Here is a 24,481-nt window from a genome sequence, read left to right on the forward strand (position 1 = left end):
CATACGGAGAAGGGCTCGAAGAGCGGCTCCGGGAACTGGCCGGTGGCGAGGTGCACGCGTTCATCGACACTTATGGCGACGGGTATGTCGAACTCGGGCTGCGGCTCGGCGTCTATCCCGGCCGCATCGACACGGTGGTCGACTTCGACGCCGCCGAGAAGTACCGGGTGAAGACCGAGGGCAACATGGCCGGGGCGAGCGCCGAGGTCATGCGCGACCTCGTTGCCTTGGCGGACAAGGGATTGCTCGACGTCGAGGTCGCCGCGACGTACCCGCTTGCCGAGGTCCAGGCCGCCTACCGCGAGCTGGAACAGGGACACACGCGCGGCAAGATCGTGCTCACTTTCTGACCATCGCCGCCAGCCCGGCCACGAACGCCTCCAGTGCGAATTCGAGCCGGGCCTGGCTGGTGTCCGCGGTGAAGAATTCCCCGGCCTGCAACAGGTTCGGGAACGCGCTCGCGGGCAGCGACCGCATGTAGCCCGCCATCTGCCGCTCGCGTTCGCTCATTTTCTCCGGGTCGTAATCGCCGAACGTCCAGCCGCTGGCTTCGTAGGCGAAAGCCTTGGTGTACGTGCTCAGCGCGTCGCTGGCGAACATCGCCTGCCGCAGATCCAGTCCGCCCGCGCGCAGCAGCTGAAGCATGACCTCGCCCTGCCGCAACGAATTCGGCGTCACCGGAATCGGCGTCTGCCACGCGACTTTCGCGATGCCCGGATACGCCACCATTGCCTGGATCTGGTGCCGTACTTGCTCTTTGACCTGTTCGGTCCACCGCCGCGGGTCCGGCTCGGGGCACGGCACCTCGCTCAGTGCCGCGTCGAGCAGGAGTTCGTCGAGTTCCTCTTTGCTGGCCACGTACGCGTACAGCGACGCGGGCCCGGTCTCCAGCTGCTGCGCGACCCGGCGCATCGAGACGGCGTCGATGCCCTCGGCGGCGAGGATTTCGAGCGCGGTTTTCACGATCAGTTCCTGCGACAGCATCTGCTTCGCGGCGCGCCGGCGCGGGCTCGGCGTCCGGCGCCAGGGCGGGGGCGGTGCGGTCATCCCCGAAGCCTAGACGACCCCCGCGCTTGACGCGAACGCCGTTCGTGAGTACAACTGGACCTCGTACGCGAACGACGTTCGTTAAGGAGAGAAACCATGTCGCAGCGCGAAGAAGTCCTGTCCGTCCTTGACCGGCTCGCCGACGCTTGGAACAGCGGAGACGGCGACGCATACGGCGCCTGCTTCACCGAAGACGCCGATTACGTCACCTTCTTCGGGCTCCGCTCCGAGGGCCGTCAGGCGATCGCGGACTCGCACCGGGAGCTGTTCCAGGGGCCGCTGAAAGGCTCGAAACTCACCGGCTTCGGCGAACCGCGCGTGCGGTTCCTGCGGGACGACGTCGCGGTCATCGTGACCGGCGGCGGCTCGTCGCTGACCGGAGGCGAAGACCCGGCGGCGGAGGGCCGGGAAAGCACGCTGACCTATGTCCTGGTGCGGGGCGACGCGGGCTGGCGGATCACCGCGTTCCAGAACACGCGGGTGTCGAAGCCGTGGGAAGCATGAGAACGATCGTCGAGGTCTCCGGAGTCGTCTCCGCCGCGCCCGCGGAGGTGTTCGCGCGGCTGGAAAAGCGGTTGACCGCGGCGGCCTGTTCGATGAAGCTGGAAGTGGACCGCGATCGCCGGTTCCTCGCCGCGCAAGGCGGCTGGTGGTACCGCGGGGAGTACGAGGTCGCCGCCGGCCCGGCCGGTTCCCTCGTCACCCACCGGATCCGCAATGCGGCGACCGGGCAGTGGTGGGCGGTGCTGGCGGCGAACCGGCTCTTCCTCGGGTTCCGGGAGCGGGTCAGGGCCGGTTTCCTGACGGCGCTCCCCGGACTCGCGGACGACGGCACTGGGCGGAACGGGTGAAGGCGCGTACCGTGGAAGCCGCTACTTAGGTAAACCTTACTGAAACAGGGGTGTTCGATGGCCGAAGGTCCGGCGCGCAAGGGGAGGACCGCGGTGCGGCTGGAGGTGCTGCGCAAGGAGCACCTCACTCCGCACATGATCCGGATCGTGGCCGGCGGCGAGGGACTTCGCGATTTCCGCCCGAACGAGTTCACCGACGCGTACGTGAAGGTGATCTTCAAGGTGGACGGAGTGGAGTATCCGGAGCCGTTCGACCTGAACCGGATCCGCGAGGAACTGCCGCGCGAGCACGCGCCGCGGATGCGCACGTACACGGTCCGCTCGTACGACGAGGCCGCGGGCGAACTGGTGCTCGACTTCGTGGTGCACGGCGACGAGGGGCTCGCCGGGCCGTGGGCGCAGCGCGCACAGCCTGGTGACGAGCTGCTGCTGGCCGGTCCGGGCGGGGCGTACGCGCCGCGCCCCGACGCCGGCTGGCACCTGCTGGTGGGCGACGAATCGGCGGTGCCCGCCATCGCCGCCGCGCTGGAGGCGCTGCCGCCCGGAGCGCTGGCGCACGTGTTCTTGCTCGTGGCGGACAAGGCGGAGCACCAGCCGCTCGCGACCAAGGCCGACGCGCAGGTCACGTGGCTGCACCGTTCGGCGTCCGACGATCTGGTGGCGGCGGTGAAGGCGCTGCCGTGGCCGGACGAGAACGTGCACGCGTTCGTCCATGGCGAGGCCGGTTTCGTGCGGGAGCTGCGGCGGTACCTCTTCGACGAGCGCGGTGTCGCGCGGGACGCGGTGTCGCTGTCCGGATACTGGCGCGAAGGCAAGAACGACGAGGCCTGGCGCGAGGAAAAGGCAGCGGAGCGGAACACGGCGAGCCCGGCGTAAGGTCGCCGCCATGGCGACCGAGGTGAAGGTGGAGGCCGATCCGGCCGACGCGGGTTTCGACGGGGCACGGCTGCGGCGGATCGACCGGCATTTCGCCCGGTACGTCGACGACGGTTTGCTGCCGGGCTACCTCGCGGTGGTGAGCAGGCACGGCCGGATCGTGCACGTCGCGTCGCACGGCGCGCGGGACGTCGAGGCAGGCGCCCCGGTCGAGACCGGCACGATCTGGCGGATCTTCTCGATGACGAAGCCGGTCACCTCGGTGGCGGCGATGACGTTCGTCGAGGAGGGCCTGATCGACCTCACCGACCCGATTTCCCGGTGGCTGCCGGAATTCGCCGAGCCGAGGGTGTACGCGAAAGGTTCGGCGCTGGCTCCGGTCACCGAGCCGGCGACCGAACCGATCCGGCTGTGGCACCTGCTTTCGCACACCGCGGGTCTCACCTACGGCTTCCACCACACGCACCCGGTCGACGCGCTCTACCGCGCGGGCGGGTACGAATGGGGCACGCCGCCGGGGCTGGACCTGGCGGAATGCGCCAAAGCGTGGGCCCGGTTCCCGCTCGTGTTCCAGCCGGGCGCCGAGTGGAACTACTCGGTGGCCAGCGACGTCCTCGGCCGGTTGGTCGAGGTGCTCGCGGGGAAGCCGCTCGACGAGGTGTTCGCCGAGCGGATCTTCGGCCCGCTGGGCATGACCGACACCGGTTTCTGGACCTCGGACACCGACCGGCTGGCGGCGTTGTACCTGCCCGCGCCGGGGACGAAGAAACTGGTCCGCAACGACGCCTTCGGCGCAGTGGGCACGTCGCGCCCGGCGTGCCTTTCGGGCGGCGGCGGCCTGGTCTCGACGGCGGCGGACTACCACCGGTTCACGCAGATGCTGTTGCGCCGCGGCGAACTCGACGGCGTGCGGGTGCTGAGCCCGCGCACGGTGGACCTGATGACGGCCAATCACCTGCCGGGGCATGTGGACCTGGAGTCCTACGGCCGCCCGCTGTTCGCGGAAATGCCTTTCGACGGGTACGGCTTCGGGCTGGGCTTCTCGGTCCTGATCGACTCGGTGAAGGCGAAAACGCTGGCCACGCCTGGCGAGTACGCGTGGGGCGGGGCCGCGTCGACGGCTTTCTGGGTGGATCCGGACGAGGACCTGACGGTGGCGTTCTACACGCAGCTGCTGCCGTCGTCGACTCATCCGATCCGGCAGCAGCTGCGGCAGCTGGTGTACCAGGCGATGCTGGACTGATCCTTAAAGCACGGTCACGATGCCGTTCCCGGCTGGCGATTGTCCGTTGCCAGCCGGGTTTCCGTCTTTGCTTCATCGAAAATCCCCAGGTACTTCCTTGTCCGGTTGAACCACAGCCGCGCGATCGGCTTCCGGTTGTTGTCGTCCAGCAGGATGCTGAAGCAGCTCTTGTTGTCCCTGGCCACGACTCGCGCCGGAGCGACCTCTCCGCACACGATCGCCCGGACGCCCTCTTCTTCGACGGCGGCCGAAGCCCCGGCAGCAGGGGCTGGCTCCGCTTCCGAGGCGGCGCCGCTCGTGATGCTGATGGAGGCGTCCGGCCCGCCCCAAGCGTTCTTGAGCCGGTCGTTCAGGAACTGGCGGGCCGCCTTCTCGGCCAAACTGGTCGCGGACTCGCCGGGTGAAAGAGCCCTCGTATAGCCGCGTGGTGAGAAAACGGACCCATTCGTCTTCGGGCTGCTTGAATTGAGCCGCCAGGATGCGCTTGAGCTGGCCGGCGGTGCTGGTCACCGATTCGAGGTTGAAGGACTCTTTGGTCAGCTTCGCCAGTTCGGGCAGCAGCGTCTCGCCGATGCCGGCGAAGTCGAGCACCAGGAACGGCTTCGCGTCCATCCGGTTGGGTGCGTCCAGATCGGTGTAGAACTCGCCGTTCATCAGGATCGCGTAGTCGGTCTTCTCGCCTTTTTTGATCCCGACGTCCGCGGTGAACTCCGGGATCACCTCGGCCGGGTTGAACACGTCGTAGCCAAGGACCGCGCTGATGAACGGCATCACGAAGGCGTTCTTGGTCGCCTCCTCCGTTTCGACGCTGTCCTTGTCCCCAGCCGTCTCGGCAGCGCTGTTGCCGAAGTAGTGAAACTGATTCTTGTTTTAAGGTAACAGGTCAGGTTGGTTCCGAGGCAGTTAATTCCCATCCTTCTGCTGTATCTCGTCGATGGCGGGAACTGGCGAAGTCAGGCGGTCAGCTTAGGAATCACCTGCGCCCCGTACGCGGCCATCGTGTCCTCCCGCTCGTCGTGCATCAGATACAGCGCGAACTGGTCCACCCCCAGTTCCGCCAGTTCCTCCAGCCGCGCGACGTGCGCCGAGGCCGGGCCGAGCAGGCAGAACCGGTCGACGATCTCGTCCGGCACGAACGCGGTCGACGGGTTCCCGGCGCGGCCGTGGTGGGAGTAGTCGTAGCCTTCGCGCTCGCGGATGTAGTCGGTCAGTTCGTGCGGCACCGGGCCGGACGAGCCGTACCGGGCCACCAGGTCGGCGACGTGATTGCCGACCATTCCGCCGAACCAGCGGAGCTGTTCCCGTTGGTGCGCCAGGTCTTCGCCGACGTACGCCGGGGCCGCGACGCAGATCGTGATCCCGCCTGGATCGCGGCCCGCGGCGCGGGCGGCGTCCCGGACCGCGCCGATCGTCCAGCGGGCGATGGCCGGGTCGGCGCACTGCAGGATGAAGCCGTCCGCGTGTTCGCCGACGGTCTGCAACGCCTTCGGGCCGTACCCGGCCATCCACATCTCCAGCCGGCCGCCGCGGATCCACGGGATGCGGACCGGGGTGTCGTTCATCGTGACCTCGCGGCCTTCGGCGAGATCCTTCACCACGCGCATGCATTCGCGCACCGTGGCCAAAGTGGACGGCGGACGGCCCACCACCCGGTGCGCGGAGTCGCCGCGGCCGATTCCGCACACCGTGCGGTTGCCGAACATGTCGTTGAGCGTCGCGAAGGTCGACGCCATCACCGACCAGTCCCGCGTGCCCGGGCTGGTCACCATCGGGCCCACGACCAGCGCGGACGTCGCTTCGAGGATCCGCGAGTAGATCACGAACGGTTCCTGCCACAGCACGCACGAGTCGAACGTCCAGCCGTACCGGAACCCGGCGTCCTCGGCGGCCTTCATCATCCGCACGACCTCCGCCGCGGGCGGGTCGGTCTGCAGCACGATCCCGAAATCCATCCGGCCTTCTTCCCCTCCGCCGCCCTCAACCGAGCGGCTTCGCCGCGCTGTGTTCTTTCCGGCTCAATTCAGATACTGATTGAGTTCGCGAGACAGGAACTTTCCGTGCCCGGGACTGCCGTGGAATCCGTCCGGCGACACCACGACGCGACCCCGCGACAGAACGGTGTGGACCTTCCCGGTGAGCGAAAACCCTTCGTACGCCGAGTAGTCCACGTTCATGTGGTGTGTTTCCGCGGAAAGCGTCTGCCGCGCCGAAGGGTCGTACACCACGATGTCCGCGTCCGAGCCCGCCGCGATCACGCCCTTGCGCGGGTACAGCCCGAACATCCGCGCGGGCGTCGCCGAGCACGTCTCGACCCAGCGGCCCAGCGAGATCTCGCCCGCGACCACACCCTGGTGCAGCAGGTCCATCCGGTGTTCGACGCCCGGTATCCCGTTCGGGATCGCCCGGAAGTCGCCGCGCCCGAGTTCTTTCTGGTCCTTGAAACAGAACGGGCAATGGTCGGTGGACACCACGGACAGGTCGTTCGTGCGCAGCCCGCGCCACAGGTCCGCCTGGTGCGATTTCTCCCGCAGCGGCGGCGAAGCCACGAACTTGGCGCCCTCGAAATCAGGTTTCGCCAGGTCCTCAATGGACAAATACAGATACTGCGGGCAGGTCTCGGCGAAGACGTTCTGCCCGTTGTCCCGCGCCTCGGCGACCGCGGCGAGCGCCGGTGCGGCCGACAAATGCACGATGTACAACGGGGATCCGGTCACCTGGGCGAGCCGGATCGCCCGCGAGGTCGCCTCGCCTTCCAGTTCGGGCGGCCGGGTCAGGCCGTGCTGCACCGGGTCGGTGCGCCCGGCGGCGACCGCCTGCGCGGCCAGTTCGTCGATCGCGATGCCGTTTTCCGCGTGCATCATGATCGTCGCGCCGATCTCGCGCGCCTGCTGCATGGCGCGCAGGATTTCCCCGTCGGTGGAATAGAAAACGCCGGGGTAGGCCATGAACATCTTGAAACTGCCGACCCCGCCGTCGACGCACGCCCGCATTTCCTTGAGCGAGGAATCGTTGACGTCCGACACGATCATGTGGAAGCCGTAGTCGATCGCGCAGCTGCCGTCCGCTTTGGCCTGCCACTTGTCCAGTGTGGACAGCAGAGAGGTTCCCTTGGCCTGCACGGCGAAGTCGATGATCGTCGTCGTGCCGCCCCACGCGGCGGCGATGGTGCCGGTCTCGAAGGAATCGACCGAATGCGTGCCGCCGAAGGGCATTTCCATGTGCGTGTGCGCGTCGATTCCGCCGGGCAGCACGTACCTGCCGGTCGCGTCGATCGTTTCGTCGCCGGTCAGCGTGCCGGGCGCGCCTACCGCCGCGATGGTTTCGCCGTCCACCAGCACGTCGGCGGTGATCGCGCCGGACGGCGAAACGACTTGCCCGCCTTGAATGAGGGTGGTCATCAGGCCTCCGCGAGCGGGCCGTAGCTGTCCGGGCGGCGGTCGCGATAGAACTGCCACAGGTCGCGGACCTCGGCGAGCCTGCCCATGTCGAGGTCGCGGACCACGATCTCCTCCTCGGTGTCCGACGCCGCCTCGCCGACGAGCTGGCCGCGTGGGTCCACAAAGTACGATTGACCGTAGAAGTCGTTGTCGCCCAGTGGCTCCACGCCGACCCGGTTGATCGTGCCCACGTAGTACTCGTTCGCCACCGCGGCCGCGGGCTGCTCCAGCCGCCACAGGTATTCCGACAGCCCGCGGCTCGTCGCCGACGGGTTGAACACGATCTGCGCCCCGGCCAGCCCGAGCGCGCGCCAGCCTTCGGGGAAGTGCCGTTCGTAGCAGATGTACACGCCGATCCGGCCGACCGCGGTGTCGAAGACCGGATAACCGAGGTTGCCCGGCTTGAAGTAGAACTTCTCCCAGAAGCCCTTCACCTGCGGAATGTGGTTCTTGCGGTGCATTCCGAGGTATGTCCCGTCGGCGTCGATCACCGCCGCGGTGTTGTAGTAGACGCCCGGCTGTTCCTGTTCGTACATCGGCACCACGAGCACCACGCCGTGCCGTTCGGCGACCTCCTGCATGAGCTTCGTGGTGGGGCCGTCCGGGATCGCCTCGGTGTAGGAATAGAAATCCGCGTCCTGCACCTGGCAGAAATACGGGCCGTAGAACAGTTCCTGAAGGCACACCACCTGCGCGCCCTGCGAAGCCGCCTTGCCGATGGCCTCGACCGCGTTCGCGATCATCGACTCCTTGTCACCCGTCCACCGCTGCTGGATCAAGCCGGCTCGGACCGTGTCAGACACTGGTTTCCTCCTCGTTCCGGTGCGCGTTCAAGGGAAGGCTGAACAGGATGTAGGCGACGAACGCGCCGACAAAACCCATTGCCCAGTTGTAGTCGTACAAAGGTTTCAGGAACGGAATGAGCCCGTCCGCCGGGAACGGCCCGCCGTAGGCCCCGCCGACCGCGAGCACCGCGCCGATCAGGGTCGCGGCGAGCGCGCGCCAGTGCCAGCCGGCGGTGAACCAGTACTGCCCGCTCGGCAGGTACAGATCGGCCAGCTTGAGCCGGGTGCGCTTGACCACCCAGTACCCGGCGACGAGCACCCCGGCGACCGCGCCGAGCAGGCCGCCGTAGAAGCCGAGCCAGGCGAAAATGTAGATGTCCGGGTCGGAGTAGAGCCGCCACGGCTGGATCAGGACGCCGATCACGCCGGTGATCAGGCCGCCGAGCGCGAAGGTGATCCGCTTCGGGAAGGCGTTCGAGAAATCGTAGGACGGGCTGACGACGTTCGCGGCCAGGTTGGCCGAGATCGTCGCCAGCACCAGCGCGATCAGCGCGACGACGACCACGACCGGGCTGGCGAACTTGTCCGCCAGCTGCGCCGGGTCCCAGATGTCCTGCCCGTAGAGCACGTGCCCGCCGGACGTGGTGAGGATGGCGACGACGGCGATGAACGTCATCGTGGTCGGCAGTCCGAGGATCTGCCCGCGCATCTGCTTGCGCTGGCTGCCGCCGAAGCGGGTGAAGTCCGGCATGTTCAGCGACAGCGTCGACCAGAACGCGATCATCGCCATCAGCGACGGCGCGAACACCTTCCAGAACCCCGGCCCCCAGCCGAGCTTCCCGCTGTCGTGCAGGATCGGGCCGAGTCCGCCCGCCTTCACCAGCACGTAGCCGAGCAGGATCAGGAAGCCGACCGACACCAGCGGCGCGGTCCAGTTCTCGAACTTGCGGACCGCCTCCATGCCGCGCCAGATGATCAGCATCTGCAGCAGCCAGAACACCGCGAACGACAGCCACATCGTCCAGTGCTGCCCGGCGATCACCGCCGAATCGCGCCAGCCGGACCCGGCGAGCCGCCCGACGATCACGTAGATCGCCTCGCCGCCCACCCAGGTCTGGATGCCGAACCAGCCGCAGGCGATGAACGCGCGCAGCAGCGCGGCGAGGTTCGCCCCGCGCAGGCCGTAGAACGCGCGGGCGAACACGGGGAACGGAATGCCGTATTTGGTGCCCGCGTGGCTGTTGAGCAGCATCGGCGCGAGCACGACCAGGTTGCCGACGGTGATCGTGATCAGCGCCTGCAGCCAGTTCATGCCGAGCGCGATGAGCGACGCGGCCAGTGCGTACGAAGGGATGTTGTGCGCCATCCCCATCCAGAGCGCGAAATAGTTGTAGGTCGTCCAGGTCCGCTTCTCGACCGGGACCGGGGCCAGTTCGTCGTTGAAGAACCGGCTGCCTCGCAGCGCCCGCACGTCGCCGAGGTCCACCCGGCTGTGCTCACGTGTCGTCGGCTCCATTGCGGAATCCTGCGCGCCGGGCGGGGGCCGGGGGCAGAGACAGACTGTTCACTGTTCGGCCGCCCTCGGCGCAGTCTGTCGATTGCGCCGAACCGCGCCGGGGTGCATGACCTACGTCACAACCTGCTCGTCATCCCGGGGCAAAACGGCGGAAACATCTCCACCGGATCTCCACATCTCACCCGGATGGCCTCCACGGCGATTGCTTAAAGTCGGCGGCATGGACAACGGGGGAAGACGGGTGCTGGTCGTCGAGGACGACCTCACCATCGCCGCGTCGATCGATGCCCGGCTGAGCGCGGAAGGGTTTTCCGTGACGGTCGCGCACGACGGCCCCGCGGCAGTCGACGCGGAGGCGGCGACCAGTCCCGACCTGGTGGTTCTCGACGTGATGCTGCCCGGTTTCGACGGACTCGAGGTGTGCCGCCGGATCCAGGCGCGAAGGCCGGTGCCGGTGCTCATGCTCACCGCCCGCGCCGACGAGACCGACCTGCTGGTGGGGCTCGGCGTCGGCGCGGACGACTACCTCACGAAGCCGTTCTCGATGCGCGTGCTGTCCGCGCGGATCCAGGCGTTGCTGCGGCGGGTGGAGCGCTCGTCGGCCGCGGCGGAGGAGCGGATCGTGCTGGGAGATCTGGAGATCGACATCGCGGAACGCCGGGTTCGCCGAGGGGGCGAACCCGCCCAGCTGACGCCGATCGAATTCGATCTCCTGGTGCATTTCGCGCGCCGTCCGCGCGCGGTGCAGCCGCGGGAACGGCTGCTGAGCGAGGTGTGGGACTGGGACGTGCAGGCGACCGGAGCCGGTACCCGGGCGGTGGACAGCCACATCAAGGCGTTGCGGCGGAAGCTCGGGGCCGATTTGATCCGGACGGTGCACGGGGTCGGGTACGCGCTGGAGGTTCCCGCGTGAAGCCGTTCGTCGCGAAGGCCGTGGATTTCCTGCCGAGACCGCTGGACGGGATCCGGTCGATCAAGCTGAAACTGGCGATCCTGATGGTCGCCTCCGGCGGGATCGCGTTCGCGTTCTTCCGCTACCAGATCGGCTGGCTGCCGCCGCGGACGACGGTGACCGCGGTGGCGATCGCGCTGCTGACGTCGCAGATCCTGGCGCACGGCATGACCAGGCCGCTGCGCGAGATGACGGCGGCCGCGCGGGCGATGGCGAAAGGCGACTACACACGCCGGATCCGCGCCACCGCCCGCGACGAGGTCGGCTCGCTGGCCGCGGCGTTCAACCAGATGGCCGCCGACCTGTCCACCGCGGACCGGCAGCGCCGGGAGCTGATCGCGAACGTCTCGCACGAGCTCCGGACGCCGATCACCGCGCTGAACGCCGTGCTGGAGAACCTGGTGGACGGCGTCGCTTCGCCGGATCCCGCGACGCTGCGCACGGCATTGCACCAGACCGAACGCCTGGGGAGGCTGGTCACCGAACTGCTGGATCTGTCGCAGATCGACGCCGGAACGCTGCCGCTGGACCGATCGCCGGTCGACCTCGAAGACCTGCTCGCCGAGGTCGCCGCGGAGGCGGAAGCCATGGCCGCCGCGGCGGGCCGGGGAGTCCGGTTCGCGGTCTCGGTGACCCCGTCCGGCGCGACGGTGTCCGCTGACCGGGAACGGATCTACCAGGTGGTGCTGAACCTGCTGGAGAACGCCGCCCGGCACGGCCCCGCCGGGGGAGAGGTGGCGGTGCTGGCGCGGGTCGAGGCCGGGGAGGCGCGGATCGAGGTGCACGACCAGGGACCGGGGATTCCGGAACCCGACCGGGACCGGGTGTTCGAGCGCTTCACCCGGGGAGAACGCGCCGGCGGCGGCGGGACCGGACTGGGGCTGGCGATCGTGCGGTGGGTGGTGGAACTGCACGGCGGGACCGTCGCGGTGGTCGACCCCGAGCCGGTCGAGGCGGTGCCTGGCGGAGGTCCCGCCGCTGGCGGCGGCGGGCCGGGGTGCCGGATCCGGGTGACGCTGCCTGCCTGAGGCCGGGCCGCACTCCCGCAGAAGTCCGTGAAGGGCTCCTTGCGGGACTCAGGTTCCCGCAAGGAGCCCTTCACGGACCTCCGAGGCGCGTCGCCGGACCTGTCGGCAGCGGCGAGAATCCCCGCGCCCGGCCCACGGCGGAGAAATCCTTGGCGAGTTTCCTCACCTGGCCGCCACGCACCTTGCTATTTGCTATCGCGAAGAGAGGTTTCATGTCCGAGCAGGTCCAGAATCATCCCGCGCATGCCGTTCCGCCTTGGGTGGTGCGAGTCGTCCGGCACCCGGGGCCCCGGCCGTTGTTCGAGCGGGCCGAAGCCGCGGTGCCCGTCGGGGCGAAGCTGGCCGCGCTGGCGGTGGCGGTCGCGGGGGCGGTCGTCGTGCCGGTGGACCGGCCCGGGATCGGCTGGATGCTGGCGCTGCTGATCGCGGCCGCGGCGCTCTTGGCGTGCGCGAGGCTGTCCGAGGCGCGAGAAGGAAAAGCGAGGCGTTGGCGACAAGCCGGTTGGGCGCTGCTGGCGATCGCGCTGCTCGCGGTAGGAGCCCTGCGGGCGGCCGAGTGGCTGTTCGTCTTGTGCGGGCTCGCGGCGGCGGCCGCGGCGTCGCTCGCCGTCGTCGGGAAGCGGACTGTGCACGGCGTGACCTACGACGTTCTCGCCGTCCCGCTCGAAGCGTTCCGCGCGGTGCCGTGGCTGCTCCGCCGGAGTCCTCGCCCTGGTCGGCACCAAGGGCGGGTCCTCGGGGCGGCGCTGCTGTCCGGCCTGGTCCTGGTGGTGTTCTTGCCGTTGCTGATCAGCGCGGATCCCCGCTTCGCGCAGTTCGTCGGCGACCTCGTCCCGGACGTGCGGCCCAGTTCGGCTGTCCAAGCCGTGCTGGTGTTCGCCGTGGGCTTCGCGGCGATGGCGGCCGTCTTCCTGATCTCGGCAGATCCCTTGCCAGAACGGGAAAACCGGAAGACCACGGTCGGCGATCGGCTGTCGTGGACCTCCTTGCTGGGCACCTTGTCGGTGCTGTTCACCGCGTACGTCGGCGTGCAAGCGACCGCTCTGTTCGGCGGCACGGACTACGTCCTCCGCACCGACGGCCTCACCTCGGCGGACTACGCACGCGGCGGTTTCTGGCAACTCTGCGCCTGCACAGTGCTGACCCTCGGCATCGTCGCCGCGGCCCTGCGCTGGGCCCCGAAAACCACCCGCGCCGACCGGACGGTGTTGCGGGCGCTGCTCGGCGCGCTGACCGTGCTGAGCCTGGTCGTGGTGCTGTCCGCCTTGAGCCGCATGTGGACCTACCAGCAGGCTTACGGATTCACGGTGCCGCGCTTGCTGGTGGAGGTGTGCGAGATCTGGCTCGGCGTGGTGTTCGTCCTGATCGGAGCGACACTGGGCACGCTCCGCGCGAACTGGCTGCCCCGCGCGGCGATCGCGACCGCCGCGCTGGCGCTGCTGGGACTGGCCGCGGCGAACCCGGAGGCGGCGATCGCGACCGCCAATCTGGATCGGGCGGCGCAGGGCAAGCCGCTCGACGTCCGTTACCTGAGCCGGTTCTCCGCCGACGTGGCCCCGGTGGTCGCGCAGCGCCGTCCCGACGCGGCTTGCCTGCTGCGCCCGATCGCCGGGTCGCTGGCCGGCGACGCCTGGCCCGCCTGGAACTTGAGCCGTTCCCGGGCCCGGGAGATCGTCCGGTCGCAGGCCCCGTGCGTATGACGGGGGTCAGCTCCGGGGCACGGTCAGCCGCCAGCCGATCAGGGGGTTTTCGTCCTCCGGGAGGTGCTCGGAGCGGCCCGCCACGCAGCGATGCCGGACCAGGTCGCGGCGCGCCGCCGGGGTCAGTTCCGCGTCTCCGGACGGGCTTTCCCCGTCGATGTCCACGTTCGCGTCGACGTTGAACCGGTAGACGTCCGCGGTCAGGTAGCCGGGGCGGACATCGGTCTTCCCTTGCGAATTGTGTCCCCGGCCGAGCGATCCGTCGCTGGTCGGCCGATGGCGGCGGAGGTACGAATCCGGCGGCGCCGACCGGTCCGCGATCCCGGCCGCCGCGCGGTGTTCCCTCCGCCCGCCCGGCGACACCGGCCCGGCCGAACAGCATCTCGCCGAGCATGAGGCACGGCCACCGCTCGGCGCGTCCGGATCACCGCTCTGTTCGACGGCCGCGATCTCGTGGAAGACCGGGTCGAACCGCGCGACTTCCACCTGCCGCATGCCCAGCGCGGGGAAGAAGCCGATGTACTCCACCACGCTGACGCGCACTTCGTGCTCGGGCAGGTGCAATCGGTGCGCCCACGGCGTTTTGGCTCGGTCCGGGAGACCGGACTGGAAGCCCAGCACCAGGAGATCGCTGATCCGGCCGAGCGCATACGCTTGTTTGGGCAGCTCGCCCCAGACGTACTCCGTCCGCTGCCGTTCTCCGCGGACCGCGAGCGGCGACGGCACGCTGGTCGAGCCACGGCGAAAGCAGAACAACGCCGATCCGGTGTGCTGGTGCACCGCGAAGTACCGTTCGCGCAGCGTTGTCGGGGTCATCACGGCGACGTGGCCTACGGAGAACAGCGTCGGCGTCCCACCGGGTTGTCCGCCGCGGCAACCGATTCCGGGACCGCCGGAGCCGAGTGCCGCCGCCGGGCCCTAAAGCGCGAACACCCCGTTCGACTGGCTGTCCGCCGCGCACTTGTTCGGGTACGTCGTCCGGTACGTCACCTGGGTGCCGCGCCAGCTGCCCAGCGCCGTGACGTCCACCGGGGAGTAGATCATCGTGCACTTCTGCCGGTGCGGCGTGATGCGGGCGAAGTCGCCGTCGACCGCCGTGAGCGTCGCGCAGGCGGTGTCGCGGTGGCGGTGCGTGCCGCCGGCGGGGTCGCAGGTCAGGGACACGCTCGTGACGCGCCCGGAAGTCTCGTGCATGGTCAGCTGCATCACGGACTCCGGGACGTGCGGTGCGGCCAGGCCGCCGAAACCGATCAAGGCAGCTGCGACCGGAGCGAAGGAAGAGAACACCATACGAGAGTTATCGGCACCGCGAACCCGATCACTGTGCTCCTCGTCCGGGTAGGGTTTCCTCGCTCGGACGGGTGGCGGCACCGAGGTCGTGCGCGAGTAATGCCACGTACAGCGACAACATCGACTCCGGATCTTCCAGTCGCACTCCCAGCACCTGTTCGATACGGGCGAGTTGCTGGTAGTACGCCGTCCGTGAGGTGTGGGCGGCGACGGCCGCGGCGGACTTGTTGCCGCCGTGTGCGCAATAGTGCCGCAGCGCCGGGACGAGGCGACTGCCGGAAGCAGCGTCGCGTTCGAGGAGCGGGCCCAGCTCTCGCGCGGCGAAGGCGTGTACGCGCTCGTCGTCAGCGAGAAGGTGCAGCAGGCCGCGTAACCGAACATCCTTGAGACGGTGCAATGGTTGCCCGTCGTCCTCGTCGAGTGCGGCAGCAGCGACGTGCGCGGCTTCGACCAAAGTGCGTTGTGCTTCAGCGGGTCCGGTGACCGTCGTGCCTACGCCGAGCGCGGCTGGCGCGGAAGCGCGCGCGTCGTGGATGTCGGTGGCTAGGCGCTGGAGTACGGCGTCGGCGTTGGCTTCCGGCGAGAGAGCGAGAAGGGCGCGTACGGCAGTCTCGTCCGTCGACACCAGCGCGGACACCTTCGCCCGGCGCGTCGCGAGCGCAGTCGCTTCGGCCAGTTCGCGCAACAGTGGCGGCGTGGACAGCGTCGGACGCGTAGTCGCGGTGACACGTGGCCGTACCGCTAGGCCGACCAGCTGTCGTCCAGTCAGTGGCACGGCGAGCGCAGAAGAACGCGCGAGGATCTCAGCGGTTGGCGCGGGAGAATTCAGCAGCTCGGTCAACACCGCGCGGTGCGCTTGCCGTTCGAGAGTGTCGGAGTCGCGCGCGACGAGACGGTGCACCGCGAGCGCGGACGCCGCCCGTTCGGCGACCACCTGGTACCGATGCGGTGGCGGCTCGGCGCAGACCAGCACCAGCCGACCCCAGTCGTGGCCGCGCGCGCCGACGACGGTGACCAGCCAGCCCGCCGCCGAGTGGTAGCCGGTGCGCTCGCCGACCTGCACCACTCGCGACCGGGCCGGCCAGCCGATCAGCAATTCGCCCGGGTCCGTGCCCGCCGTGTCGTAGGCGAGGACTTCGTGTTCCAGCGTTTCCAGCACGACCGGCTGTTCGGTCAATCGCGCCACCTCGGCCAGCACCGCGGCAGGCTCGGCGCCAGCGACGGTCAGCGACGTGAACGTTTCGTGCACCCGCTCCGCCGCCCGAAGCTCGGCGAGCTGCGCGTCCACGATCATTCCGTTCACTGCCTCGGTCACCGCGACATAGCGGGTCTCGCGGGACAGCGTCACCAGCGGCAATCCGCGCTGCTCGGCCGCCGCGACGAGGGCCTGCGGCAGCCGGTCGTTCCAGTGCCGCACCAGCTCGACCACCAGGCCCGCGACGCCCACCTCGGCGAGGTCGGCGACGTACCGGGTCAGCGTCGCGTCGTCGTCCGGAAGCGCGACCCCCGTGGTGAGCACGAGTTCTCCGCCGCGCAGCAGATGCGCGATGTCGGCGACCTCGGCCGCGTGCGCCCAGCGCACCCGCCGTTCGAGCCCGGTGCTGCCCGCGACCACGCGCGGGCACCCCTGGCGCAGCACCGGCAACGCGAGCGCCTCGGCGACGGTCGGGTACATCGATCCCCCTTGCTGGCCGGCAGGGCACAGACTGTACGGCGGAAAGGGGTAGTCCGTACACGTTGTCGATAGCGGACCCGGGCGGCTCGCCCGGAGACTCGTGGACACCCGACCGGAAGGAGCGGACGTCGTGACCGACCGCATCAGCCATTGGATCGACGGCAAGCCGGTCGCCGGCACCGGACGCACCGGCGACGTGTACGACCCGGCTACCGGCCAGGTCAGCGCGCAGGTGGACTTCGCCGGACCGGCCGAGGTGGACCAGGCCGTGGCCGCCGCGGCCGCCGCGCTGCCGGGCTGGCGGGGCACGTCACTCGCCGGGCGCACGCGGGTGCTGTTCGCATTCCGTGAGCTGCTTCAGGCGCGTAAACACGAGCTGGCGAAGATCGTGACAAGCGAGCACGGCAAGGTCGAATCGGACGCTGCGGGCGAGGTCGCGCGCGCGATCGAGAACGTCGAATACGCGTGCGGCGCGGCGCAAATGCTCAAGGGCGGGTTCAGCGAGAACGCCTCCACCNGCCTCCACCGGCGTCGATGTCTACTCGATGGCGCAGCCGCTCGGCGTGGTCGGCGTGATCTCGCCGTTCAACTTCCCCGCGATGGTGCCGCTCTGGTTCGTCCCGAACGCGCTGGCGTGCGGCAACACCGTCGTGCTCAAGCCGAGCGAGAAGGACCCGTCCGCGGCGCTGTTCATCGCGGAGCTTCTTGCCGAAGCGGGCCTGCCCTCCGGCGCGTTCAACGTGCTGCAGGGCGACAAAGTCGCGGTCGACGGACTTCTCGCGCACCCGGACGTCAAGGCGATCTCGTTCGTCGGTTCGACCCCGATCGCCCGCTATGTGTACGAAACCGGCACCAGCCACGGAAAGCGCGTCCAGGCGCTCGGCGGGGCGAAGAACCACATGGTGGTGCTGCCCGACGCCGACCTCGACCTGGCCGCGGACGCCGCCGTGTCCGCCGGTTTCGGGTCGGCGGGAGAGCGGTGCATGGCGGTTTCGGTGGTGGTCGCCGTCGAGCCGATCGCGGACGACCTGGTGGCCAAAATCGCGGATCGGATGCGGAAACTGCGCGTCGGGGACGGCCGCAAGCCGTCGTCGGAGATGGGCCCGCTGGTCACCAGGGCACACCACGAACGAGTTTCGTCCTATGTGGACACCGGAGTGGCCGAAGGCGCGGAACTCGTGATGGACGGCCGGGGTGTGGAAGCGGACGGCGCGAACGACGGATTCTGGCTCGGCCCCACGCTTTTCGACCGCGTCACGCCCAGTATGGCGGTGTACACCGACGAAATCTTCGGCCCGGTGCTGTCCGTCGCGCGAACGCCGAGCTTCGACGACGCGCTCGCCCTCGTCAACGCCAACCCGTACGGCAACGGAACCGCCGTCTTCACCGGCGACGGACGGGCGGCGCGCCGCTTCCAGAACGAGGTCGAGGTGGGCATGGTGGGCGTCAACGTGCCCATCCCGGTGCCTGTCGGGTACTACTCCTTCGGCGGCTGGAAGGACTCCCTGTTCGGCGACACGCACGCCTACGGACCGGAGGGATTCCACTTCTTCACGCGGACGAAGGTGGTCACGTCCCGGTGGCCGGACACCTCGCACGCGGGGGTGAACCTGGGGTTCCCGAAGAACTCGTGACCCGGGTTCACCACACGCCGTTCTCGCCGACGATGCTCGCCACGGTGCCGCTGCTCAGCAGGCACACCGCGAGGACCCGTTCGATCGCCAGCCGTTCGCCCCGGACCGGATTGACCTGATGGGTGCGGCCGCCCACGCGGAGCTGCCATTTCTCGACTGTTCCCGGGCCGCGCGGGGTGTGTTTGAACCCGACCGGGTAGTCGTCGGTGATCGGGCCGGTGCCGAAATCGTGCACCGGCCCGGGCACGACCGTCAGCGGCGCGCGGCAGTCGGCGAACTGCCGCCGCCCGAACCGGATCGCCAGCACGAGGACGACCGCGGTGACTGCCACCGCCCCCAGCGCGGACCCGCTGAAGCCGGACTTGGCGATCGCCACTACCGCGATCGCCACCTCGATCGCGACGAACGCCCAGACCGCCCAGAAGAACCAGCCCAGGACCGCTCCGCGCTGGCTCCGGTGCAGTCTTCCGGCGAGGTTGGCGGCGGCGACTTCGCCGGGATCGGCCTTCGCGGTCACGCCGCGACCACGTTGACCAGCAGCTTGCTGCGCGGGGCGAAGACCGCGCCGTGGGTGCGGCCGCCGAGCACCCGGCTCCGCAGATCAGGATCGAGCCGATAGCTCTTGCCGTTCACGACGAGGTAGGTGAAGGGGATCCGTTCCGTGATCTCGTACAGGTACATCGGGGGCAGGACGCCGGACGGCCGGTGCTGCACGTGCCCGAAGTCGTGCGTCAAGCCCGTCACCACGTCGGCCTTGCCGCCGCGCCAGTCCGCCAGCCGCCGCCGGATCGCGCGTCCGGGATACACCGCGACGACCAGGAAGACCAGCGACATCACGAACACCGGCGCGTTCTTCGACCAGTAGGACACCAGCGGCTTGCCGAAGTAGGCGTTGAGATTGTTGGTGGCCTGGATCATGGCGGGGCTGATGCCGAACCAGATCGGGGTCAGGACCGCCAGCGCGACGAGGACGAGCAGCACCAGGACGAGCGTCCAGAAGTTGCTGTCCAGCACCATCCGCCGCTGGGACGGATGGAGTCTGCCTTCGCGGTTGGCCTGGTCCGCGGCTGCTCGCACAGCTTCCTGGGTCACTCGCCGGAGCCGCCCTTCGCCTCCTCGGCCTCCTTGGCCTCGCGTTCCTTCTCGGCGGCTTCGGAAGTCTCGGAGTACCGGTCGTACTGTTCGTTCTCCTGCCGCCGGGCCTCGGCGCCGACGCCGACAGTGTCGGCGGGGCTCCACTTCGGCACGCCGCCCTCGGCCTCTTTCCAGCCCTTCGGACTGAGCGCGGTGCGGCCGTCCTCCGAGTAGGTCTCGCCCCACTCGTTGACCCGCTCCTTCCACTTGTCGTTCAGCGGAGCCTGCACCTTGTCCTTGACCGCTTCCTTCCAGCCGTCGGCCTTGGCCGCGGCGGATTCCGCCTTGCCCGCGTCCTTCAGCTCCCCGGCCTTCTTCTCCAGGTTCACGCCGAGGTCCACGCTCTTGCCGGTGATCTTGCCCGCCGCCTTGCCGACCTTGCGCAGCGCGTTCGCTGCCTGCTCGATCGCCGCCTTCGACTTGCCCGCGCTCTCCGCGAGCTTGTCCAGCTTCTCCACGACCTTCGCGATCCGGGTGCCGATCTTCTCCGCCAGGATCCCGCCCTCGACGACGGTGTCCGCGATGAATGCGGCGACCGTCCCGCCGAAGGTGCACCACGACGACGCGAGGGCGGCGATGCCCTTGACGATCAACTCGCCGACGAACGACGAGATCATGTCGCGGATCAGCCCGCGCTCGGTGCCGACGAGAGCGCCTGCGACATTCATCGCGGTGGACGCGCCGTTGGCCTGCCCGGCCGCATTGCGGAGTTTGTCCGCGTAGTCCTTCGCCCGGCCCTGGTACGCCTGGCCGCCTTGGCCCTGGAAGTTCGGAGCCACCTTGCCCGCGGCCTGCTCGTACTTGTCCGCGCTCTCGGCGAGCTGCTTCGCGATGTTAGACCAGGTCACGGCCTTGGCGGTGACCGCTTCCGGGCTGCCGGCCAGCTGGTCGAGGCCCTCCTTGAGGAAGCTGATGTGCTCGATCAGCCAGCCCACGCCCGCGCTGGCCAGGCTGCCGAGCGGGTCCATCGCCACGCCGAGCAGGTCGAGTCCGTCGGTGACCCCGTCGACGGCGAGGTTGCCCCAGTCGCCGTGCCGGAGGTCGGTCTGCGTCGCGGAGAGATCGTTGACGATGCCCGCGCCGGAGGTCTGGGCGTTGAGGTTGTCCAGCTCGTTCGAGGACGACCCCATGTTCGTGGTCAGGCCGCTCGGCGACTCCGGCTGGGCGACCAGCGGGTTTTCCTGCGTCTCGGTCATTCCGGCAGCTCCTTGCCGAGTCCGTTGATGTGGCCGACCGTCTGTTGCTCGTGCGTGTCGTAGTGGTCGTGCGCCTGTTGCAGCAGGTTCGCGATCTGGTCGCCTTCGCTCCCCAGGTCCTTCACGAACGAGGTCGCCACCGACATCCAGATCTGCAGCGGCATCGCGAAGACCTGGCCGACGATGCCGAACGCGTCGTCTCCGAATGTCTGCCCGGAGTCAGTGGCCTGCGCCGCGGTGTGCACGCCCGCCGCGATGTTCTCGACCTCGCTCTTGTGCTCGCGCAGCGACGGGAGGTCGACGTGCGGTCCGGTCATCAGTTCCTCCCCAAGAACGAGCCGCCGCTGTAGTAGTCGTCGTCATCGGCCGGGTCGGCCGCTGGGCGAGCGGGCCGGGACGGCGGCGCGGGCGGGGCCGCCGGCCGGGCGGGCGGTGCGGCGGAATCGTCCTGCGCGTCGAAGAATTGCGGCTGCGGCGCAGCAGGCGGGGGCGTTTCCTCCGGAACTTCCGGTTCCGGGATCTGTTCTTCGAGGAATTTCATCGCGTCGCTGTTCTCGCCGATCACCGGTGCCATGATCGCGGTCAGCTGCTGCGCCGCCTGGGCCTGGGCGCGCCGGGCGGTGGCCAGTACGGCGGCCGCGAGGGCGGCGCGCGGCATCTCGTCCGCGCGGGAGCCGAACTGGAGTTCCTGCAGCGCACCGGCGGTGTTGACGGTCGCGGTGACCGCGCCGTCCTGGCTCGTCGCGGTCGCCGACACGTGCTTCAGCTGTTCCTGTGCCGCCGCGGCCCGCTGCCGGATTTCGGCGATTTCGGGAGAAAGTGCGTTCATGTCGGCCGCTGCTTTCGGATCGAGTGGTTCATAGTCTTTCCGAGGCAGAAAACCGGGTTCCGGTTCCCCGCGCAAGCGAAGTTCCGAGTTGCCCGGTTCGTCGCTATTAAAAATTGTTTGCCCGCCGTTTACTCCGGGCTGCCCGGACCGGAGGGCGCGCCGGGCACCGCCGGGTCCGTAAACTCGTTGTGAGTAGCAGGAGGACCGCGAAGGAGGTGCCGGTGGCGAACACGGACGAGCGTCGCTTCGAGGTGCTGCGCGCGATCGTCGCCGACTATGTCTCGAACCAGGAGCCGGTCGGGTCGAAGACCATCGTCGAGCGGCACAACCTCGGCGTTTCCAGTGCCACCGTGCGCAACGACATGGCCGCCCTGGAAGAAGAGGGGTACATCGCCCAGCCGCACACCAGCGCGGGCCGGATCCCGACCGACAAGGGGTACCGGCTGTTCGTCGACCGGCTTTCGGAGATCAAGCCGCTGTCGGCCGCCGAGCGGCGCGCGATCATCAGCTTCCTCGACTCCGGCACCGACCTCGACGACGTGCTGCGCCGGTCGGTCCGGCTGCTCGCGCAGCTCACCCGCCAGGTCGCGGTGGTGCAGTACCCGATGCTCACCAACACCGTGGCGCGGCACCTCGAAGTGGTCCCGCTCACTCCCGCACGGCTCATGCTCGTGCTGATCACCGACTCCGGCCGGGTCGACCAGCGCACCGTCGACCTCGGCGACGTGGTCACCGAGGAGACCGTGCTGCGGCTGCGCACGGTGCTCAACGGCGCGCTCGCCGGCCGGCGGCTGGCCGACGCGGCGGCGAACGTGGCGGAGCTGCCCGAGGGCGCCCCGGCGGACCTGCGCGACCACCTCACCCGGATCTGCACCGCACTGGTCGAATCGCTGGTCGAGCACCCGGAAGAGCGGATCGTGCTCGGCGGCACCGGCAACCTCACCCGCAACGTCGCGGACTTCCCCGGATCGCTGCGCCAGGTGCTCGAAGCGCTCGAGGAACAGGTGGTGGTGCTGAAGCTGCTCGCCGCCGCCCGCAACCCCGGTGCGGTCACCGTGCTCATCGGTGAGGAAAATGAGGACGAGCAGATGCGCAGCACCTCGGTCGTGTCCATCGGCTACGGCCGGGACGACATGCTGCTCGGGGGAATGGGCGTCGTCGGGCCGACCAGGATGGACTACCCCGGCACGATCGCGGCGGTCCGTGCGGTCGCCAACTACGTGGGGCAGATCCTGTCCGGCCGCTGACCGGCGGCGAGGGCGGAACACGAAGGAGAAGGCAGAGCAACGTGGCGAGGGACTACTACGGGATCCTCGGGGTGGCCAAGAACGCGAGCGATCAGGAGATCAAGCGCGCGTACCGCAAGCTGGCCCGTGAGCTGCACCCCGACGTGAACCCGTCGGAGGACGCCCAGCACCGCTTCGGCGAGGTGACCACCGCGTACGAGGTGCTCTCCGACCCGCAGAAGCGCAAGATCGTCGACCTCGGCGGCGACCCGATGGACGGGGGCGGCCGCGGCGGCGGGGGCGGCGACCCGTTCGCGGGCTTCGGCGGGCTCGGCGACATCATGGACGCGTTCTTCGGCGCAGCAGGCGGAGGCGGCGGACGGGGCCGCGGGCCGCGCAGCCGCGTGCAGCCCGGCTCCGACGCGCTGATCCGGCTCGGCCTCACCCTTGAGGAGTGCGCGACCGGCGTCGACCGCGAGATCACCGTCGACACCGCGATCGTCTGCGACCTGTGCCGCGGCGCGGGCACCGCCGAGGGCACGAGCACCAAGACCTGCGACACCTGCGGCGGGGCCGGCGAGGTCCAGTCCGTGCAGCGGTCGTTCCTCGGCCAGGTCGTCACGGCCCGTCCGTGCCCGGTGTGCCGCGGCTTCGGCGAGGTCATCCCCGACCCGTGCCGCCAGTGCGGCGGCGACGGCCGGATCCGGTCGCGGCGCGGCGTCACCGCGAAGATCCCGCCCGGCGTCGGCGACGGCATGCGGATCCGGCTGTCCGGCCAGGGCGAGGTCGGCCCCGGCGGCGGCCCGGCGGGCGACCTCTACGTCGAGATCGACGAGGCCCCGCACGAGGTGTTCGTCCGCGAGGGCAACGACCTGCACTGCAACTTCCGCATCCCGATGACCACCGCGGCGCTCGGCGCGACGGTCCCGATCGCCACGCTGGTCGACGGCGACTACGAACTCGACATCGAGCCGGGCACCCAGCCCAGCACCGAACTGGTGCTCACCGGCAAGGGCATGCCGCGGCTGCGCTCGTCCGGCCGCGTCGACGGCCGCGGCGACCTGCACGTGCACATCGACGTCGTGGTGCCCACCAAGCTCGACGAGGCCCAGCGCGACCTGCTCGTCGACCTGGCCCAGCAGCGCGGCGAAGAAGTCCCGACGCTCGCCGCCAACGGCAGCAAGCACGGCGGCCTGTTCTCCAAGCTCCGCGCGAAGAACCGCTGACTGTGCCGGAAACCACACTGCCGGTCTTCCTCGCCCCGGCGGTGCCCGCCGAAGGACGGGCGCTGCTCGACGGCGAGGAAGCCCGGCACGCGGCCACCGTGCGCCGGCTGCGCGTGGGGGAGCAGCTCGTGCTCTCCGACGGCGCCGGCGCGATGGCCCGCTGCGCCGTGGACGCCGTCGAAGCGGGCCGGGCGGCCTCGGTCACGCTCACCGTTCTCGAACGCTGGCAAGAAGAACCGCCCGCGCTGCGCGTCCACGTCGCCCAGGCGCTCGCCAAGGGCGACCGCGGGGAGCTGGCGGTCGAACTGGCCACCGAAGCCGGCGCGGACGCGATCGTGCCCTGGCGCGCCGCCCGCAGCGTCGCCCGCTGGGACGACGGACCCCGCGGCGAGAAAGCCCTCGCCCGCTGGCGCGCCACCGCCCGCTCGGCCGCGAAACAAGCCCGCCGCGCCCACGTGCCCGCCGTCGCCGAACCAGCCGGCACCCGCGAACTCGCGCAGCTGGCCGCCACGATGTCCGCGACCCTCGTCCTCGAATCCGGCGTCACCAGCACACTCACCGACCTCGACCTCCCCGGCGGCGGCGACCTCCTCCTCGTCGTCGGCCCCGAAGGCGGCATCACCGACGACGAACTCGCGATCCTCGAAGAAGCCGGAGCCACCACCGTCCGCCTCGGCCCGACCGTCCTGCGCACCTCCACGGCAGCCGCCGTCGCGCTGGGCGCGCTAGGCGTCCTCACCGGCCGCTGGCACTGACCGGCACCCGCAGAACCCGGCAGAACCCCCTAAACATCCGCACCAGGTGATGGCGCGCCGCACCCCCGCCAGCTACTCTGC

25 protein-coding genes and 1 pseudogene are annotated in these 24,481 nt (G+C 69.6%); 12 read left to right on the forward strand and 14 right to left on the reverse strand.

Going from position 1 to position 24,481, the window contains the following annotated elements; translation table 11 throughout:
• Positions 1–350: zinc-binding dehydrogenase (locus A4R44_RS50770; protein ID WP_232791783.1), on the forward strand; the 350-nt coding region annotated here is incomplete at its 5' end.
• On the opposite strand, the gene A4R44_RS26550 is transcribed toward A4R44_RS50770, so the two are convergent.
• Positions 340–1,047 (reverse strand): TetR/AcrR family transcriptional regulator, encoded by a 708-nt coding sequence (locus A4R44_RS26550; protein WP_093573471.1) that lies wholly within the window; start codon positions 1,045–1,047, stop codon positions 340–342. The two genes, A4R44_RS50770 and A4R44_RS26550, sit on opposite strands and share 11 nt — an antisense overlap.
• Before the next feature lie 96 nt (positions 1,048–1,143).
• Here A4R44_RS26550 and A4R44_RS26555 point away from each other — a divergent pair, with 96 nt between their 5' ends.
• Genes A4R44_RS26555 through A4R44_RS26570 form a run of 4 tightly spaced genes read left to right on the forward strand, consistent with a single transcriptional unit; the run spans position 1,144 to position 4,017 of the window.
• Positions 1,144–1,551, forward strand: coding sequence for an SgcJ/EcaC family oxidoreductase (locus A4R44_RS26555; RefSeq protein ID WP_067586303.1), 408 nt, complete (start codon positions 1,144–1,146; stop codon positions 1,549–1,551).
• Positions 1,548–1,898: a hypothetical protein gene (locus A4R44_RS26560; protein WP_067586306.1), complete on the forward strand. Its 351-nt coding sequence runs from the start codon at positions 1,548–1,550 to the stop codon at positions 1,896–1,898. The genes A4R44_RS26555 and A4R44_RS26560 overlap by 4 nt, the downstream gene beginning before the upstream one ends.
• A 57-nt stretch (positions 1,899–1,955) precedes the next feature.
• The gene (locus A4R44_RS26565) at positions 1,956–2,774 is read left to right on the forward strand and encodes a siderophore-interacting protein (RefSeq protein WP_067586309.1); all 819 of its coding nucleotides are present in this window, start codon (positions 1,956–1,958) and stop codon (positions 2,772–2,774) included.
• Between the two features lie 10 nt (positions 2,775–2,784).
• Positions 2,785–4,017: a serine hydrolase gene (locus tag A4R44_RS26570; RefSeq protein WP_067586312.1), complete on the forward strand. Its 1,233-nt coding sequence runs from the start codon at positions 2,785–2,787 to the stop codon at positions 4,015–4,017.
• Positions 4,018–4,089: 72 nt separating this feature from the next.
• On the opposite strand, the gene A4R44_RS26575 is transcribed toward A4R44_RS26570, so the two are convergent.
• From A4R44_RS26575 to A4R44_RS26595, 5 genes are all read right to left on the reverse strand, one after another.
• Complete coding sequence (locus tag A4R44_RS26575) at positions 4,090–4,791, reverse strand: hypothetical protein (protein ID WP_232791784.1); 702 nt, start codon at positions 4,789–4,791, stop codon at positions 4,090–4,092.
• Between the two features lie 179 nt (positions 4,792–4,970).
• Positions 4,971–5,969, reverse strand: coding sequence for a TIGR03842 family LLM class F420-dependent oxidoreductase (locus A4R44_RS26580; RefSeq protein ID WP_067586318.1), 999 nt, complete (start codon positions 5,967–5,969; stop codon positions 4,971–4,973).
• 63 nt (positions 5,970–6,032) lie between these two features.
• Entirely contained in the window at positions 6,033–7,415 is a 1,383-nt protein-coding gene (hydA, locus tag A4R44_RS26585; protein WP_067586321.1) for a dihydropyrimidinase, read from the reverse strand.
• Positions 7,415–8,257: a nitrilase-related carbon-nitrogen hydrolase gene (locus A4R44_RS26590; RefSeq protein ID WP_095213610.1), complete on the reverse strand. Its 843-nt coding sequence runs from the start codon at positions 8,255–8,257 to the stop codon at positions 7,415–7,417. The genes hydA and A4R44_RS26590 overlap by 1 nt, the downstream gene beginning before the upstream one ends.
• Positions 8,250–9,755 (reverse strand): NCS1 family nucleobase:cation symporter-1, encoded by a 1,506-nt coding sequence (locus A4R44_RS26595; protein WP_067586324.1) that lies wholly within the window; start codon positions 9,753–9,755, stop codon positions 8,250–8,252. Before A4R44_RS26595 ends, A4R44_RS26590 begins: the two co-directional genes overlap by 8 nt.
• Positions 9,756–9,996: 241 nt before the next feature.
• On the opposite strand from A4R44_RS26595, the gene A4R44_RS26600 reads away from it, so the two are divergent.
• The 3 genes from A4R44_RS26600 to A4R44_RS26610 all read left to right on the forward strand — a co-directional run bounded on the left by A4R44_RS26600 (position 9,997) and on the right by A4R44_RS26610 (position 13,435).
• Positions 9,997–10,668, forward strand: a complete 672-nt coding sequence (locus A4R44_RS26600; protein ID WP_037813644.1) for a response regulator transcription factor — start codon at positions 9,997–9,999, stop codon at positions 10,666–10,668.
• Entirely contained in the window at positions 10,665–11,735 is a 1,071-nt protein-coding gene (locus tag A4R44_RS26605; protein WP_067586327.1) for a HAMP domain-containing sensor histidine kinase, read from the forward strand. The genes A4R44_RS26600 and A4R44_RS26605 overlap by 4 nt, the downstream gene beginning before the upstream one ends.
• A 212-nt stretch (positions 11,736–11,947) precedes the next feature.
• Positions 11,948–13,435 (forward strand): DUF4153 domain-containing protein, encoded by a 1,488-nt coding sequence (locus A4R44_RS26610; protein WP_067586330.1) that lies wholly within the window; start codon positions 11,948–11,950, stop codon positions 13,433–13,435.
• Between the two features lie 6 nt (positions 13,436–13,441).
• On the opposite strand, the gene A4R44_RS26615 is transcribed toward A4R44_RS26610, so the two are convergent.
• The 3 genes from A4R44_RS26615 to A4R44_RS26625 form a co-directional block, all read right to left on the reverse strand.
• On the reverse strand, positions 13,442–14,251 hold the full coding sequence (locus A4R44_RS26615) for a hypothetical protein (protein ID WP_067586333.1): 810 nt from the start codon (positions 14,249–14,251) through the stop codon (positions 13,442–13,444).
• A 102-nt stretch (positions 14,252–14,353) separates the two neighbouring features.
• On the reverse strand, positions 14,354–14,725 hold the full coding sequence (locus A4R44_RS26620; RefSeq protein WP_067586336.1) for an SSI family serine proteinase inhibitor: 372 nt from the start codon (positions 14,723–14,725) through the stop codon (positions 14,354–14,356).
• Positions 14,726–14,753: 28 nt separating this feature from the next.
• Positions 14,754–16,400 carry a PucR family transcriptional regulator gene (locus A4R44_RS26625; RefSeq protein WP_067586339.1) on the reverse strand — a complete coding sequence of 549 codons (1,647 nt, stop codon included), beginning with the start codon at positions 16,398–16,400 and terminating at the stop codon, positions 14,754–14,756.
• A 130-nt stretch (positions 16,401–16,530) separates the two neighbouring features.
• On the opposite strand from A4R44_RS26625, the pseudogene A4R44_RS26630 reads away from it, so the two are divergent.
• Positions 16,531–18,034: pseudogene (locus A4R44_RS26630) on the forward strand (CoA-acylating methylmalonate-semialdehyde dehydrogenase).
• 7 nt (positions 18,035–18,041) lie between these two features.
• Here the strand turns inward: A4R44_RS26630 and A4R44_RS26635 are convergent.
• Genes A4R44_RS26635 through A4R44_RS26655 form a run of 5 tightly spaced genes read right to left on the reverse strand, consistent with a single transcriptional unit; the run spans position 18,042 to position 21,193 of the window.
• Entirely contained in the window at positions 18,042–18,551 is a 510-nt protein-coding gene (locus A4R44_RS26635) for a hypothetical protein (protein WP_067586342.1), read from the reverse strand.
• The gene (locus tag A4R44_RS26640; protein ID WP_067586345.1) at positions 18,548–19,126 is read right to left on the reverse strand and encodes a hypothetical protein; all 579 of its coding nucleotides are present in this window, start codon (positions 19,124–19,126) and stop codon (positions 18,548–18,550) included. Before A4R44_RS26640 ends, A4R44_RS26635 begins: the two co-directional genes overlap by 4 nt.
• A complete protein-coding gene (locus tag A4R44_RS26645) occupies positions 19,123–20,364 on the reverse strand; it encodes a hypothetical protein (RefSeq protein WP_067586348.1) in 1,242 nt (413 codons plus the stop codon). Before A4R44_RS26645 ends, A4R44_RS26640 begins: the two co-directional genes overlap by 4 nt.
• Entirely contained in the window at positions 20,361–20,681 is a 321-nt protein-coding gene (locus tag A4R44_RS26650; protein WP_067586351.1) for a type VII secretion target, read from the reverse strand. Before A4R44_RS26650 ends, A4R44_RS26645 begins: the two co-directional genes overlap by 4 nt.
• The gene (locus A4R44_RS26655; RefSeq protein WP_067586586.1) at positions 20,681–21,193 is read right to left on the reverse strand and encodes a YbaB/EbfC family nucleoid-associated protein; all 513 of its coding nucleotides are present in this window, start codon (positions 21,191–21,193) and stop codon (positions 20,681–20,683) included. The genes A4R44_RS26650 and A4R44_RS26655 overlap by 1 nt, the downstream gene beginning before the upstream one ends.
• A 221-nt stretch (positions 21,194–21,414) precedes the next feature.
• On the opposite strand from A4R44_RS26655, the gene hrcA reads away from it, so the two are divergent.
• Genes hrcA through A4R44_RS26670 form a run of 3 tightly spaced genes read left to right on the forward strand, consistent with a single transcriptional unit; the run spans position 21,415 to position 24,400 of the window.
• Positions 21,415–22,440, forward strand: coding sequence for a heat-inducible transcriptional repressor HrcA (gene hrcA / locus A4R44_RS26660; protein WP_067586354.1), 1,026 nt, complete (start codon positions 21,415–21,417; stop codon positions 22,438–22,440).
• Between the two features lie 41 nt (positions 22,441–22,481).
• Positions 22,482–23,645: a molecular chaperone DnaJ gene (gene dnaJ, locus A4R44_RS26665; RefSeq protein WP_067586356.1), complete on the forward strand. Its 1,164-nt coding sequence runs from the start codon at positions 22,482–22,484 to the stop codon at positions 23,643–23,645.
• A gap of 2 nt (positions 23,646–23,647) precedes the next feature.
• Complete coding sequence (locus tag A4R44_RS26670) at positions 23,648–24,400, forward strand: 16S rRNA (uracil(1498)-N(3))-methyltransferase (RefSeq protein ID WP_067586359.1); 753 nt, start codon at positions 23,648–23,650, stop codon at positions 24,398–24,400.
• The last annotated feature ends 81 nt before the right edge of the window (positions 24,401–24,481 follow it).

The sequence above is a fragment of the Amycolatopsis sp. M39 genome (assembly GCF_001651785.1).
In the GTDB taxonomy this organism is placed as follows: Bacteria; Actinomycetota; Actinomycetes; order Mycobacteriales; family Pseudonocardiaceae; genus Amycolatopsis; species Amycolatopsis rubida.

Excerpts from the sequence above, each read along its gene's own strand:
- A4R44_RS26565 (WP_067586309.1), top strand. The coding sequence starts at position 1,956 with ATGGCCGAAGGTCCGGCGCGCAAGGGGAGGACCGCGGTGCGGCTGGAG.
- A4R44_RS26645 (WP_067586348.1), bottom strand. The coding sequence starts at position 20,364 with ATGACCGAGACGCAGGAAAACCCGCTGGTCGCCCAGCCGGAGTCGCCG.
- A4R44_RS26550 (WP_093573471.1), bottom strand. The coding sequence starts at position 1,047 with ATGACCGCACCGCCCCCGCCCTGGCGCCGGACGCCGAGCCCGCGCCGG.
- A4R44_RS26655 (WP_067586586.1), bottom strand. The coding sequence starts at position 21,193 with ATGAACGCACTTTCTCCCGAAATCGCCGAAATCCGGCAGCGGGCCGCG.
- hydA (WP_067586321.1), bottom strand. The coding sequence starts at position 7,415 with ATGACCACCCTCATTCAAGGCGGGCAAGTCGTTTCGCCGTCCGGCGCG.
- A4R44_RS26580 (WP_067586318.1), bottom strand. The coding sequence starts at position 5,969 with ATGGATTTCGGGATCGTGCTGCAGACCGACCCGCCCGCGGCGGAGGTC.
- A4R44_RS26570 (WP_067586312.1), top strand. The coding sequence starts at position 2,785 with ATGGCGACCGAGGTGAAGGTGGAGGCCGATCCGGCCGACGCGGGTTTC.
- A4R44_RS26620 (WP_067586336.1), bottom strand. The coding sequence starts at position 14,725 with ATGGTGTTCTCTTCCTTCGCTCCGGTCGCAGCTGCCTTGATCGGTTTC.
- A4R44_RS26555 (WP_067586303.1), top strand. The coding sequence starts at position 1,144 with ATGTCGCAGCGCGAAGAAGTCCTGTCCGTCCTTGACCGGCTCGCCGAC.
- A4R44_RS26615 (WP_067586333.1), bottom strand. The coding sequence starts at position 14,251 with ATGACCCCGACAACGCTGCGCGAACGGTACTTCGCGGTGCACCAGCAC.
- A4R44_RS26610 (WP_067586330.1), top strand. The coding sequence starts at position 11,948 with ATGTCCGAGCAGGTCCAGAATCATCCCGCGCATGCCGTTCCGCCTTGG.
- A4R44_RS26625 (WP_067586339.1), bottom strand. The coding sequence starts at position 16,400 with ATGTACCCGACCGTCGCCGAGGCGCTCGCGTTGCCGGTGCTGCGCCAG.
- A4R44_RS26560 (WP_067586306.1), top strand. The coding sequence starts at position 1,548 with ATGAGAACGATCGTCGAGGTCTCCGGAGTCGTCTCCGCCGCGCCCGCG.
- A4R44_RS26595 (WP_067586324.1), bottom strand. The coding sequence starts at position 9,755 with ATGGAGCCGACGACACGTGAGCACAGCCGGGTGGACCTCGGCGACGTG.
- A4R44_RS26650 (WP_067586351.1), bottom strand. The coding sequence starts at position 20,681 with ATGACCGGACCGCACGTCGACCTCCCGTCGCTGCGCGAGCACAAGAGC.